The sequence below is a fragment of the Streptomyces sp. NPDC005799 genome (assembly GCF_040630525.1).
In the GTDB taxonomy this organism is placed as follows: Bacteria; Actinomycetota; Actinomycetes; order Streptomycetales; family Streptomycetaceae; genus Streptomyces; species Streptomyces griseorubiginosus_B.
Genome location: NZ_JBEXXQ010000002.1, coordinates 131,110 through 144,304, shown reverse-complemented (window position 1 = coordinate 144,304; position 13,195 = coordinate 131,110). Strand labels below are relative to the sequence as shown.

10 protein-coding genes are annotated in these 13,195 nt (G+C 69.9%); 6 read left to right on the top strand and 4 right to left on the bottom strand.

Translation table 11 applies throughout. The annotated features are described in order from the left end of the window. Positions 1-9: 9 nt before the first annotated feature. Both ABZ453_RS02620 and ABZ453_RS02615 read right to left on the bottom strand, forming a co-directional pair. Positions 10-984, bottom strand: coding sequence for an ABC transporter ATP-binding protein (locus ABZ453_RS02620; RefSeq protein WP_359011171.1), 975 nt, complete (start codon positions 982-984; stop codon positions 10-12). Between the two features lie 122 nt (positions 985-1,106). Beyond that, complete coding sequence (locus ABZ453_RS02615; RefSeq protein WP_359010796.1) at positions 1,107-2,315, bottom strand: NYN domain-containing protein; 1,209 nt, start codon at positions 2,313-2,315, stop codon at positions 1,107-1,109. Between the two features lie 236 nt (positions 2,316-2,551). On the opposite strand from ABZ453_RS02615, the gene ABZ453_RS02610 reads away from it, so the two are divergent. Further along, on the top strand, positions 2,552-2,716 hold the full coding sequence (locus ABZ453_RS02610) for a hypothetical protein (RefSeq protein WP_359010794.1): 165 nt from the start codon (positions 2,552-2,554) through the stop codon (positions 2,714-2,716). A gap of 83 nt (positions 2,717-2,799) precedes the next feature. On the opposite strand, the gene dnaE is transcribed toward ABZ453_RS02610, so the two are convergent. Then, positions 2,800-6,339 (bottom strand): DNA polymerase III subunit alpha, encoded by a 3,540-nt coding sequence (gene dnaE, locus ABZ453_RS02605; protein WP_359010792.1) that lies wholly within the window; start codon positions 6,337-6,339, stop codon positions 2,800-2,802. Positions 6,340-6,542: 203 nt separating this feature from the next. Here dnaE and ABZ453_RS02600 point away from each other — a divergent pair, with 203 nt between their 5' ends. From ABZ453_RS02600 to ABZ453_RS02585, 4 genes are all read left to right on the top strand, one after another. Continuing rightward, positions 6,543-7,907 (top strand): DUF2252 domain-containing protein, encoded by a 1,365-nt coding sequence (locus ABZ453_RS02600; protein ID WP_359010790.1) that lies wholly within the window; start codon positions 6,543-6,545, stop codon positions 7,905-7,907. A gap of 38 nt (positions 7,908-7,945) precedes the next feature. Then, positions 7,946-8,638: a hypothetical protein gene (locus ABZ453_RS02595; protein WP_359010788.1), complete on the top strand. Its 693-nt coding sequence runs from the start codon at positions 7,946-7,948 to the stop codon at positions 8,636-8,638. 111 nt (positions 8,639-8,749) lie between these two features. Further along, complete coding sequence (locus ABZ453_RS02590; protein ID WP_359010786.1) at positions 8,750-9,568, top strand: thioredoxin domain-containing protein; 819 nt, start codon at positions 8,750-8,752, stop codon at positions 9,566-9,568. Positions 9,569-9,662: 94 nt separating this feature from the next. After that, positions 9,663-11,333 (top strand): alkaline phosphatase D family protein, encoded by a 1,671-nt coding sequence (locus tag ABZ453_RS02585; RefSeq protein WP_359010784.1) that lies wholly within the window; start codon positions 9,663-9,665, stop codon positions 11,331-11,333. A 42-nt stretch (positions 11,334-11,375) separates the two neighbouring features. Here the strand turns inward: ABZ453_RS02585 and ABZ453_RS02580 are convergent, their stop codons facing one another. Next, positions 11,376-11,945: a dienelactone hydrolase family protein gene (locus tag ABZ453_RS02580; protein WP_359010782.1), complete on the bottom strand. Its 570-nt coding sequence runs from the start codon at positions 11,943-11,945 to the stop codon at positions 11,376-11,378. Positions 11,946-12,053: 108 nt separating this feature from the next. Between ABZ453_RS02580 and ABZ453_RS02575 the strand changes: the two genes are divergently transcribed. Next, complete coding sequence (locus tag ABZ453_RS02575; protein WP_359010780.1) at positions 12,054-13,184, top strand: mechanosensitive ion channel domain-containing protein; 1,131 nt, start codon at positions 12,054-12,056, stop codon at positions 13,182-13,184. Positions 13,185-13,195: the final 11 nt, after the last annotated feature.

Here is a 13,195-nt window from a genome sequence, read left to right as displayed (position 1 = left end):
CCAGGTCGCTCACGCCTTCACCAACCCCTGCTGCGCGGCGCCCCCCAGCGCCAGGTACACGTCCTCCAGGCTGGGCGTGGCCAGCGTGAAGTCGTCGAGCGCGGCGAAGGCGCTGCCGCCGGTGACCGTGGCCACCACCGCCCGCGCCTCCTCCGGCGCGAGCCGCAGCGTCCAGCGGCGCCCGGCCTCCACGGCCCGCTCGCGCAGTGCGGCGACCTCGGGGACGTACATGGGCGCGGTCTCACGCCACACCAGTTCGACCCGGACCTCCCCGGCGACCTGCTCCTTGAGCCCGGCCGGGGTGTCGCAGGCGATCACCCTGCCCTGGTCGAGGACGGCGACCCGGTCGAGGACGGTCTCTGCCTCGATGACGTTGTGGGTGACGAGCAGCACGGTCGTGCCGCGCTCGGCCCGCCGCCGGTCCACGGCCGCCCACACCGCCCGCCGAGCCACCGGGTCCATCCCGGTGGTCGGCTCGTCGAGCACGAGCAGCGGCCGCTCCCCGACCAGCGCGGCGGCGAGGCAGGCCAGCCGCCGCTGCCCGCCGGACAGCTTCTTCAGCGGCCGCCCGGCGATGGCCGTGAGCCCCAGCTCCTCGAGTACGGCGTCCTTCTCGTCCCGCGCCTGCCGCCCCTCCAGGCCGCGCAGCCGTCCGGTCGTCTCGGCGGCCAGCGACACGGTGAGTTCGTCGAGCGCGCTGGACTCCTGGCCGAGGTAGGCGAGGATCCGCGCGGCCCGCTCCGGATGCCGCACGATGTCGTGCCCGAGGATCTCCACGCGCCCCGCGTCGGGCCGCATCAGCCCGGTCAGCTGGCGGACCAGGGTGGACTTGCCGGCCCCGTTCGGTCCGAGCAGCCCGAAGATCTCACCGCGGCGGATGTCCAGCCGTACGTCGTCGGTGGCCCGCACCGCGGGCGTGCCCGGCGCCCCGCGCCGCCCGCGCACCGCCGGATAGGTCTTGGTCAGCCCGCGCACCGCGCACACGACATCCCCACCGTGCCGAAGTGCCTGTGCCGCGCGCGTACTCACAAAGGACGAGGGTACGGGGTCGCCGCCGTCCGCCCGCTCTCGGGTTGGTCCAGGGCGGCACATCCGCCGGTAAAGAACTACTCACCCGCGGGTGCGTGCTCGGCGGCCGTGCGGACGTCGATCTCCCGCCAGAACCCCGCCCGGATGGCGTAACGGTCGTGCTCGTCGATCTGGTCGTCCTTGTGGGCCAGCAGACCGAAGCGGGCCGCGTAGCGCAGCAGCTCGCCGTCGATGCGGTGCGGGACGCGCGGGTACATGGCGGACAGCTTCTGCAGATGGCTCTGGTCCCCGAGCCGCTCCATCCACCGCCGCGCGAACACCTGTCCGACCTCGAACGGGTCCCCGCCGACCGTGGTGATGTCCTCCTCCCGGTCGGCCCAGCGCTGCTCGGCCGTCGTCAGCTGCGCCAGGGTCGGCATCGACGCCACCTCGGGCGGCTCGGCCGCCGGCCGGTCCACCCAGCCCTTGTCGGAGGACCAGCGCAGCGTCGCGCTCGCGGGCTGCGGGGCCGGCTGCACCCCGGGCGCGCGCAGCGCGGCGAGGTCCTTGGGGGTGGGCACGCCCTTGGGCGCCGGGACCCGCTCCTGCCTGCCGTTCTCCCCGGCCGCGGCCGGGGCGTGCTCGCTCTCCTCGGCGGACCGCTCGGCCGCACCGAGCGCGGACTCCGGCAGCGGCGCGGAGAGGATCGCTGCGATCTCGGGCCGGGGCGCGGGCGGCGGCGCGCACACCCCGCCGAGTTCCTTGGCCCGTACGGCCTTGGTGATCCACGTACGGTCCAGCACCCGCCGTTCGTCGGCCTCGGCGACCAGGTCCTCGGACTGGTTGTAGTCCCCGTCGGCCGCCTGCACCGCCCACAGGTGCACGGCCACCCCGTGCTCCTTGGCGGCCATCATGCCCGGCAGCAGATCGCCGTCGCCGGTGACCAGGACGATGTCGGAGCAGGCGCGGTTGCGGGCCAGCTCGGTGAGCTCGGCGTGCATGGCCGCGTCCACGCCCTTCTGGGCCCAGCGTCCGTCGCTGCGGGTCAGCGCGCCGAGCCGGACGGTGACGCGGGGCATCACCCGCAGCCGGCGGTGCTCGGGCTGGGGCACGCGGTCCGGGGCGCCGTCGAACCAGTAGATGCGCAGCAGGGGCCGCTCGGTGTCGGACTCGGCGCGCTCACGCAGCCCCTGGATGAGGGCGGTGTGGTCGACGGTGATGCGGGAGCGGGAGGGCTCCCCGGCAAGGAGACTGGCGGCGGCCCCCAGCAGATACCCGGCGTCCACCAGGACGATGCAGCGGTCCACGCGATCCACCCTCTTTCCGGGAGGTTTGCTTCGGGCTTCCTTCGAGTCTGCCCGACTACGGAGGGGTTAACGGCCCGAACTCGATCTTCGGCGTGGCGTTTCGGAGTGCGGAGCGGGTCCGCACTCCCCGACAACCCATGTCACACACGGTAATTATCCGACATGCGCTTGTTGTCAGCCTATGTGAATCTGATCCCGGCCCTGGCCCCTAGATCACCCACAGGAGGCAGATCACCATGGCCAAGAACAAGAAGCAGAACCGTAAGCAGCCGCAGTCCGAGCGCGGTCGGCAGCAGGCCGAGCAGATCCCCATGGAGTCGCCGGCCGAGCAGCACATCCCGACGGTCACCCCGGGCGACATGGCCCGCAAGGGGCGGCAGAAGAGCTTCGGTCACAACTGACGCTGTGTAACGGGTTGTTGAGACCCAGGCATGACCGAGGGGCGCACCCGTGAAGGGGCGCCCCTCGCGCGTGGGTGCCGTGCTCAGCCGGCCAGGCAGGACGGGCCGAGCAGCACCTTGAGGTCACCGAAGAGCGCCGGGTCGGGCTTCACCCGGTGCCGGTCCAGTCGCAGCACCGTGGTCTTCGTCGGCCCCTGGAGCTTGATGCGGACCTCGCTGTCGCCCTTGTGGTGCGTGAGGATCTCGCCGAGGCGGCTGACCATCGGCGGGGTGACCCGGGTGGCGGGGATGGTGAGGATCACCGGCGCGTTGGTGCCCGCATTGGACAGGTCTGGCACCTGCAGCTCCATCGCGACCAGCCGCGGCACGTCCTCGCGCTTGTCGAGCCGGCCCTTGACGAACACCACGGCGTCCTCGACGAGTTGGGTCGACACCAGCTGGTAGGTCGCCGGGAAGAACATGCACTCGATGGACCCGGCGAGGTCCTCGACGGTGGCGATCGCCCAGGCGTTGCCCTGCTTGGTCATCTTGCGCTGCAGGCCCGAGATGATGCCGCCGATGGTGACCACCGCGCCGTCCGCGTGCTCCCCGCCGGTGAGCTGGGCGATGCCCGCGTCGGCCTTGTCGGACAGCACGTGCTCCAGGCCGAACAGGGGGTGGTCGGAGACGTACAGACCGAGCATCTCCCGCTCCTGGGCGAGCAGGTAGGTCTTGTCCCACTCCTCGGTGGTGAACTCGACGTCGAGACCGAACCCGGGCTCGCTGGAGTCCTCCTCGCCCATCCCGCCGAAGAGGTCGAACTGCCCTTCCGCCTCCTTCCGCTTGACCGCGACCACGTTGTCGATCATCGGCTCGTACTGCGCGGTGAGTCCCTTGCGGGTGTGGCCGAGCGAGTCGAACGCGCCCGCCTTGATGAGCGATTCCGTGGTCCGCTTGTTGCAGGCGGCGGCGTCGATCTTGTCGAGGTAGTCGGGGAAGGAGGCGAACTTCCCCTTTGCCTTGCGCGCCCTGATGATCGAGTCGACCACGCCGGTGCCGACGTTGCGCACGGCCTCCAGGCCGAAGAGGATCACGTCGTCGCCCTGGGCGGCGAAGTTGTGCACCGACTCGTTGACGTTCGGCGGGAGCACCTTGATGCCCATGCGACGGCACTCGTTGAGGTAGACCGCCGACTTGTCCTTGTCGTCCTTGACGGAGGTCAGCAGCGCCGCCATGTACTCGGCCGGGTAGTTCGCCTTGAGGTAGGCGGTCCAGTAGGAGACCAGTCCGTACGCGGCCGAGTGGGCCTTGTTGAAGGCGTAGCCGGCGAAGGGGACCAGCACGTCCCACAGGGCCTGGATGGCCTCGTCGCTGTAGCCGTTCTTCTGTGCGCCGGCCTGGAAGATGGTGAAGTTCTTGGCGAGCTCGTCGGGCTTCTTCTTGCCCATCACGCGGCGGAGGATGTCGGCCTCGCCGAGCGAGTAGCCGGCGATGATCTGCGCGGCCTTCTGCACCTGCTCCTGATAGACGATCAGGCCGTAGGTGACGTCCAGGACCTCCCTGAGGGGCTCTTCGAGCTCCTTGTGGATGGGGGTGATCTCCTGGAGCTTGTTCTTGCGCAGCGCGTAGTTGGTGTGCGAGTCCATGCCCATCGGGCCCGGACGGTAGAGCGCGGAGACGGCGGAGATGTCCTCGAAGTTGTCCGGCTTCATCAGGCGCAGCAGCGAGCGCATGGGGCCGCCGTCGAACTGGAAGACACCGAGGGTCTCGCCGCGCTGGAGGAGTTCGAAGGTCTTGGGGTCGTCCAGCGGGAGGCTCAGCAGCTCCAGGTCGATGCCCTTGTTGGACTTCACCATCTTGACGGCGTCGTCCATGATCGTCAGGTTGCGCAGGCCGAGGAAGTCCATCTTCAGCAGGCCGAGCGACTCGCAGCTCGGGTAGTCCCACTGCGTGATGGTCACGCCGTCGGTGTGCCGCACCCAGACCGGCACGTGCTCGGTGATGGTCTCGCTGGACATGATCACGCCGGCGGCGTGCACGCCCATCTGCCGGACCAGGCCCTCGACGCCCTTGGCGGTGTCGATGACCTTCTTCACGTCCGGTTCGTTCTCGTACATGCTGCGCACCTCGCCCGCCTCCGAGTAGCGGGGGTGCGAGGGGTCGGTGATGCCGTTGAGGTCGATGCCCTTGCCGAGGACGTCGGCGGGCATGGCCTTGGTGATGCGGTCGCCCATCGCGTACGGGTAACCCAGCACGCGCGCGGAGTCCTTGATCGCGTTCTTCGCCTTGATCTTGCCGTAGGTGCCGATCATGGCGACCTTGTCGGCGCCGTATTTCTCGGTCACGTACCTGATCACCTCGACGCGCCTGCGCTCGTCGAAGTCGATGTCGACGTCGGGCATGGAGATGCGCTCGGGGTTGAGGAACCGCTCGAAGATCAGACCGTGCGGGATCGGGTCGAGGTCGGTGATGCCCATGGCGTAGGCGACGATCGAGCCGGCCGCGGAGCCTCGGCCGGGGCCGACCGCGATGCCGTTGTTCTTGGCCCACATGATGAAGTCGGCGACGACGAGGAAGTAGCCGGGGAAGCCCATCGAGATGATGACATCCATCTCGTACTCGGCCTGCTTCTGGCGGTCCTCGGGGATACCGCCCGGGAAGCGGCGCTCCATGCCGCGGCGGACCTCCTCCTTGAACCAGGTGACCTCGGTGTAGCCCTCGGGGATGTCGAACTTCGGCATGAGGTTCCTGGCCTCGAACATGCCGTCGGTGTCGACCATCTCGGCGATCAGGAGGGTGTTGCGGCAGCCCTCCTGCCAGGCGTCCGAGGAGTCGATGGCGTACATCTCGTCCGTGGACTTCAGGTAGTAGCCCGTGCCGTCGAACTTGAAGCGGTCGGGGTCGGAGAGGTTCTTGCCGGTCTGGATGCACAGCAGGGCGTCGTGGGCGGTCGCCTCGTGCGCGTAGGTGTAGTGCGAGTCGTTGGTGACCAGCGGGGGGATGCCGAGTTTCCGGCCGATCTCCAGCAGACCGTCGCGGACCCGGTGCTCGATGTCGATGCCGTGGTCCATCAGCTCCAGGAAGTAGCGGTCCTTGCCGAAGATGTCCTGGTAGTCGGCGGCCGCCTTGAGGGCCTCCTCCTCCTGCCCCAGACGCAGCCGGGTCTGCACCTCGCCGGAGGGGCAGCCGGTGGAGGCGACGATCCCCTCGGACCACTGGGAGATGGTCTCCTTGTCCATCCGGGGCCACTTCTGCAGCCAGCCCTCGGCGTAGGCGTCCGAGGAGAGGCGGAAGAGGTTGTGCAGACCCGTCGAGTTCACGGCCCACATGGTCTTGTGGGTGTAACCACCGGAACCCGAGACGTCGTCCCGCTTCTGGTGCGGCTGGCCCCACTGGATCTTGCGCTTGTTGCGCCGGGACTCCGGGGCGACATAGGCCTCGATGCCGATGATCGGGGTGACCCCCGCCTTCTTCGCGGAGTGGAAGAAGTCGTACGCCCCGTGGAGGTTGCCGTGGTCGGACATGGCGATGTGCGTCATGCCCATCTCGTTGCAGGCGTTGAACATGTCCTTGAGCCGCGCGGCACCGTCCAGCAGCGAGTACTGGGTGTGGACGTGCAGGTGCGTGAACGGCGGCTTTGACACGGTGGAGCCTCCAGATGAAACGGTGGACGACGGGCCGGCGACAGTCCTGGGGTCAGCGTCGAAGTCTATGCCTCGGCACTGACAATCCGAGGGGTCCCCCGCGTACCTTCACAGCGGGGGTCGCGGGCACTTCCGTGACCCGCCGCCCGTTGAAGCGGCAGACACGCTGTCGCACCCGTCCATGCACCAGGAGGCATCCCGCGATGTCGGTTCCCCAGCTCAACGACGAGCAGCGCGGCGAGGAGATCCTCGCCGTCTTCGACACCGCCTTCGGCGAGCTCCTGGCCGCCGACCCGGCCGCGTTCCGGGTGAAGTTCCGCAAGATGGCGGCTTCCGCGTTCGCGTTCTACCGGGGCACGGCGTGCCTCTTCTACCACGACCTCGACACAGAGAAGCGGGGCGGCCCTTACCTGGACGAGCGCACCTCGCGCGTGTGGATCCACGGCGACCTGCACGCGGAGAACTTCGGCACGTACATGGACTCCAACGGCCGTCTGGTGTTCAACGTCAACGACTTCGACGAGGCCTACGTCGGCCCGTTCACCTGGGACCTGAAGCGCTTCTCCGCCTCCGTCGCGCTGATCGGGTACGCGAAGGCGCTCAGCGACGACCAGATCAGCGAGCTGGTGCGGGTGTACGCGGGTGCGTACCGCGAGCGGATCCACGCGCTGGCGACCGGCGCCAAGAGCGACGAGGTGCCGCCGTTCACCCTGGACACCGCGGAGGGCCCGCTGCTGGGCGCCCTGCGCGCGGCCCGTTCGCTGACCCGTTTCGAGCTGCTGGACTCGATGACGGAGATCCGTGACTTCGAGCGCCGCTTCGCCCCGGGCGGCGGCTCCATCGAGCTGGACGCGGCCACCCGCTACAAGGTCCTGGCGGCTTTCGACGGCTACCTGGAGACGCTGCCGGACTCCTCGCTGGCCCGCCCCGACTCCTACCGGGTCAAGGACGTGGTGGGCCGGCGCGGCATCGGCATCGGGTCGGCCGGGCTGCCGTCGTACAACATCCTTCTCGAGGGGCACAGCGACGCCCTGGAGAACGACGTCGTGATTTACATCAAGCAGGCCCAGACCCCGGCCGTCTCCCGGCACATCACCGACCCGGCGATCCGGGAGTACTTCCAGCACGAGGGCCACCGCACGGTGATCTCCCAGCGCGCCCTGCAGGCGCACGCGGACCCGTGGCTGGGCTGGACCGAGCTGGACGGCGCGGGCCAGCTGGTGGCGGAGGTCTCGCCGTACGCGGTCGACCTGGACTGGGGCGACATCGACGACCCGGAGGAGATCGCGGCGGTCGTCGCGGACCTGGGCCGGGCGACGGCGACCATGCACGCGGCAGCGGACGACACCTCCGGCGAGTCCCTGGTGCCGTTCTCCACCGAGCGGGCCATCGACGCGGCGATCGCGGCGGACGAGGACGGCTTCGCGGACGTCCTGGTCGGCTTCGCGCACGACTACGGCGCACGCGCGCGTACCGACCACCAGATCTTCGTGGACCTGTTCCGCAACGGGCGGATTCCGGGTCTCCAACAGTCCGGCACAGTCCGTCATCTCACAGGGACCTTTTAAGGGTCCCTTACCGGAGCACGTGACACACTCTCCACGCTATGGACATCTCCGGGATCCGACTCAGAGCGCTGCGCGCGGCGCTGTTCACGGCACTCGTCGTGACGCTCAGCACCGCGTCGCACGTGCTGCTGTCACGGGTCCCGCTGCCGCTGAACACGGTGGCCGCGCTCGCCGCCGCCGTGTTCGCGGTCTCCTACGCGCTGGCCGGCCGTGAGCGCGGCTTCTGGCCGATCGCCGGTCTGCTGATCCCGCTGGAGCTGGCCGCCGACACCATCCTCACCACCGGCCAGCACGTCTGCTACGGCCGCGCGGGCGGCCCGGTCGCCGGCCCCCTGGCCTCGGTCGGCTGGGACGTGCTGTGCGGCAGCAACACCCAGGTCGGCACCCCGCTGGCGCAGGTCACCGGCGCGGACCCCGACCGCCTCGCGGCGCTGCTCGCGCACGCCGACCCGGCCACCGCCTGGCTGCTGCTGGGCGCCCATGTCGGTGTCGGCCTGCTCGCCGCCGCCTGGCTGCGCCGCGGCGAGCGGGCGCTGGCCCAGCTGCTGCGCGCGGTGGCCGCCACGACCTTCCGGCCGCTGCTGCTGGCGGTCGCCGCCGTCACCGTCCGCCCGGCCTCGACGGTACGGCGACTCGGGCGCCCCGAGCTGGCCCCGGCCGTCGTGCGTGACCGGCTCCTCGTGCACTCCCTGGGCCGACGCGGACCACCGCTGCCGCTCGCCCTCGCCTGAACATATCCGGTGCCGACGGCGCCCGTCGCCGTTCACGAGCACTGAGCACGAGCAGTCCCCCACACGTATCCCGCGCACGACAGATGCGCGTCCCACATGGAGAACACCAACATGAGCAAGCGGAACACCCAGGCGGCCAAGACGGCGGCCCGGGAGCGGCTGCGCCAGGAGCGCGAGCGTCAGGCCAAGCGGGCCAAGGCGAAGCGGCAGATCATCGTCGCCGCCTCGATCGTCGCCGTCCTCGCGGCGGCCGGCGGCATCGGCTACGCGGTCGTCCAGGCCAACAAGCCCAGCTACTGGGCGGGCCTGAAGGACGCCAAGGTGGTGGCCCCGGCCAACACGACGGGCACCAAGGGCACCACCCTCGTCATAGGCAAGGCCGACGCGAAGAAGACCCTCAAGGTCTACGAGGACCCGCGCTGCCCGGTCTGCGCCCAGTTCGAGCAGACCGTCGGCTCGACCGTGATCAAGGACATCGACAGCGGCAAGTTCAAGATCCAGTACATCGGTGGCACGTTCATCGACAACAAGGACAACGGACAGGGCTCCAAGAACGCGCTGAGCGCCCTGGGTGCCGCGCTGAACGTCAGCGACGACGCGTTCCTCGCGTACAAGACCGCCCTGTACTCGACGAAGTGGCACCCGGACGAGACGACCGACAAGTTCAAGGACGACAGCTACCTCATCAAGGTCGCCCAGACCGTGCCCGCGCTGAAGGACAACACCAAGTTCCAGGACGCGGTGAAGAAGGGCACGTACGACGCCTGGGCGATGGCCATGTCGAAGACCTTCGACGACAACAAGGACGGGGTGACCGGCACGCCGAGCTTCGTCATGAACGGCAAGATGCTCACGGCCGACAGCCAGGGCAACCCGCCGATGACGGTGCAGCAGTTCAACCAGGTGGTGGACGCGGCCCTCAAGGCCTGATCCCGGGGTCGGTGAACGACCTCCGAGGGAAGAGCGGGCGAACTTTTGCGAGTTCGCCCGCTCTCGCACGTACCGGTCAGTAACCTGTTCGCCCGTGACCAGTCGATACAGATCCACCGAGGCGTCCCAGGACCTCAACTCGCGCTCGCCCCGCCGCCGTACGGTCGTCAAGGCCGCGGCGGCGACGGCTGTTCTGGCCGGCCCGCTCGCCGCCGCCCTGCCCGCCCGGGCCGCCGCCGACACCCCGCAGTTCCTGCACGGCGTCGCCTCCGGCGACCCGCTGCCCGACGGCGTCCTGCTGTGGACCCGGGTGACGCCCACCGCCGAGGCGGTGCCCGGCTCGGGGCTCGGCCCGGACACCCAGGTGAGCTGGGTGGTGGCCCGGGACAAGGCGTTCACGACGATCGTCGCCAAGGGCTCGACCACGGCGACCGCCGCCTCCGACCACACCGTGAAGGCGGACATACGGGGCCTGGAGCCGGCCACCGACTACTGGTTCCGCTTCTCGGCCGGCGGCACGGACTCCCCCGCCGCCCGCACCCGCACCGCGCCCGCCGCCGACGCGGCCGTCACCGGCCTGCGCTTCGGCGTGGTCTCCTGCGCCAACTGGGAGGGCGGTTACTTCGCCTCGTACCGCCATCTCGCGGCACGCGGCGACCTGGACGCCTGGCTGCATCTCGGCGACTACGTCTACGAGTACAAGTCCGGCGAGTACGCGGCCCGCGGCACGGTCGTACGGCCGCACGCGCCGGCCGACGAGATCCTCACCCTCGCCGATTACCGCACCCGGCACGGCAAGTACAAGACCGACCCGGACCTGCAGGCGCTGCACGCGAAGGCGCCGGTCGTCGCGATCTGGGACGACCACGAGTTCGCCGACAACGCCTGGTCCGGCGGCGCGGTCAACCACACCGAGGGCGCCGAGGGCACCTGGACCGACCGCAAGGCGGCCGCCAAGCAGGCCTACTTCGAGTGGATGCCGGTGCGTCCGGCGATCGCGGGCACCACCTACCGTCGGCTGCGCTTCGGGAAGCTCGCCGACCTGTCCCTGCTGGACCTGCGCTCCTTCCGCTCCCAGCAGGCCACCTCCGGTTCGGGTTCGGTGGACGACCCGGACCGCACGATCACCGGCCGCGCCCAACTCGACTGGCTGAAGGCCGGGCTGAAGGCCTCCGACACCACCTGGCGGCTGGTCGGCAACTCGGTGATGATCGCGCCGTTCGTCGTCGGCTCGCTCTCCGCCGACCTCCTCAAGCCGCTCGCCAAGCTGCTCGGACTGCCGCAGGAGGGCCTCGCGGTCAACACCGACCAGTGGGACGGCTACACCGACGACCGGCGCGAACTGCTCGCCCATCTGACCTCGAACGCCATCCGCAACACCGTGTTCCTGACCGGTGACATCCACATGGCGTGGGCCAACGACGTGCCGGTGGACGCCGGTACGTACCCGCTGTCGGCCTCCGCCGCCACCGAGTTCGTCGTGACGTCGGTGACCTCCGACAACCTCGACGACATCGTGAAGGTCCCCGAGGGCACGGTCTCCGCGATCGCGTCACCGGTCATCCGCGCCGCCAACCGGCACGTCCACTGGGTCGACACCGACCGCCACGGCTACGGCGTCCTGGACATCACCGCCGATCGCGCGCAGATGGACTACTACGTCCTGTCCGACCGCACGGACAAGAACGCGACCTCCTCCTGGGCGCGTTCGTACCGCACCCGCAGCGGCACGCAGAAGGTCGAGCGGACGTACGACCCCGTCTGAGCAAACCCGTCTGATCAGACCCGCCTGATCAGACCCGCCTGATCAGAGCGTCTCGAGGAAGCCGAGCGCCACCCGCCAGGTGGCCTCGGCGGCCTCCTCGTCGTAGTCCGGCAGTTCGGGGTCGGTGTAGACGTGGCCGGCGCCGGCGTACCGGTAGATCTCCACGTCCGCGCCCGCTCTGCCCATCTGCAGATACCAGGCGCTCAGCCAGTCGTCCGTCTCGAACGGGTCCGGCTCGGCCACGTGCAGTTGGACCGGCAGATCGTCCACCGACGCGTTCGGCGCGATGTCCGAGGTGCCGTGCAGGAGCAGCAGCCCGCGGGCCTTCTCGTCGCCGAGGGCGAGGGTCTGCGCGACGGAGGCGCCGAGCGAGAACCCGGCGTACACCAGGCCCCTCTCGGAGTAGGGCGCGGCGGCCAGCACGGCTCTTCTGAGCAGTTCGTCCTTGCCGATCCGGTCCTTGAAGGCCATGCCCTCCTCCACCGTCTCGAACGTACGCCCCTCGAAGAGGTCCGGGGTCCACACCTCGTGTCCGGCACCGCGCAGCCGGTCCGCGGCCAGGCGCACCCCGGGCCTGAGGCCGTAGGTCGAGTGAAAGAGCACGATGTTCATGAGGCCCATGGTGCCAGCCGGCACTGACAACGCCCCGCGACCGCCGTACCCCCTTCGCGCCGGAAGTCACATGTTCATGACCCCGGAGAGCCGGTTAGGTTCGGAGGCATGGAGAACGTACTCCGCCCGCTGATCGTGATCGGCGGCTCGGTCGTCCTCACGCTCGTGATCGGCTGGGCCACCGACCAGTTGCTGCGCAAGGCCGACGGACGCCACAGCGAGACCCCGCTGTGGGGTCTGCTGCGCCGTGGCCGCATCCCCTACCAGCTCGTGCTGTGCGCCGCCATGCTCAGAGGCTCCTACGACGAGGCCTGGCTGCTGCGCGAACACCGGGTCGCGGTGGGCCAGTTCCTGACCCTGGTGCTGATCGGGGCGGCGGCCTGGCTGGTGATCCGGATCGCGGCGGCGATAGTCGAGACCTCCTACAGCCGGTACGCCCGTGCCCACCACGACGCCGCCCGGGTCCGCCGGGTGCGCACCCAGGTGTCGCTGATCATGCGCGTGGTCTCGGCGATCGTCGGCGTGGTGGCCGTGGCCGCGATGCTGCTGACGTTCCCCGCGATGCGCGCGGCCGGTGCCTCGCTGCTGGCCTCGGCCGGCATCCTCGGCATCGTCGCCGGTGTCGCCGCCCAGTCGACGCTGGGCAACATGTTCGCGGGGCTGCAGATCGCCTTCGGCGACATGGTGCGGCTCGGCGACACCGTGGTGGTGGACGGCGAGTGGGGCACGGTCGAGGAGATCACCCTGACGTTCCTGACCGTGCGGACGTGGGACGAGCGCAGGATCACCATGCCGGTGTCGTACTTCACCTCCAAGCCGTTCGAGAACTGGTCGCGGGGCAGCAACCAGATGACGGGCATCGTCTACTGGCACCTCGACCACTCGGCGCCCGTAGAGGCGATGCGGGAGCGGCTGCGGGACATCCTGCGCGAGTGCCCGGCCTGGGACGGCCGCGCCCACAACCTCGTGGTCACCGACTCCACGCCCAACACCATCCAGGTCCGCGCCCTGGTCACGGCGAAGGACGCGGACGACATCTGGACGGTGCGAGTGGCGGTGCGCGAGCAGATGCTCAGCTGGCTGTGCGCGGAGCACCCGTACGCGCTGCCCCGCGTCAATACGGCGGACGCCGTGCTGCCACCGAGCCGGCCCGCCCTCGACGACCACTTGGACGGCCGTGTGAACGGGCATCTCGACGGCCACCGCGACGCCGCCGCGGCGCGCCGGGCGCGCGGGTAGCCGAACAGGGG

What these genes read in the sequence shown, in the direction of transcription:
- ABZ453_RS02610 (WP_359010794.1), top strand. Translation starts at nt 2,552, where the DNA reads ATGGCCAAGAACAAGAAGCAGAACCGTAAGCAGCCGCAGTCCGAGCGC.
- ABZ453_RS02600 (WP_359010790.1), top strand. Translation starts at nt 6,543, where the DNA reads ATGTCGGTTCCCCAGCTCAACGACGAGCAGCGCGGCGAGGAGATCCTC.
- ABZ453_RS02595 (WP_359010788.1), top strand. Translation starts at nt 7,946, where the DNA reads ATGGACATCTCCGGGATCCGACTCAGAGCGCTGCGCGCGGCGCTGTTC.
- ABZ453_RS02590 (WP_359010786.1), top strand. Translation starts at nt 8,750, where the DNA reads ATGAGCAAGCGGAACACCCAGGCGGCCAAGACGGCGGCCCGGGAGCGG.
- ABZ453_RS02580 (WP_359010782.1), bottom strand. Translation starts at nt 11,945, where the DNA reads ATGAACATCGTGCTCTTTCACTCGACCTACGGCCTCAGGCCCGGGGTG.
- ABZ453_RS02575 (WP_359010780.1), top strand. Translation starts at nt 12,054, where the DNA reads ATGGAGAACGTACTCCGCCCGCTGATCGTGATCGGCGGCTCGGTCGTC.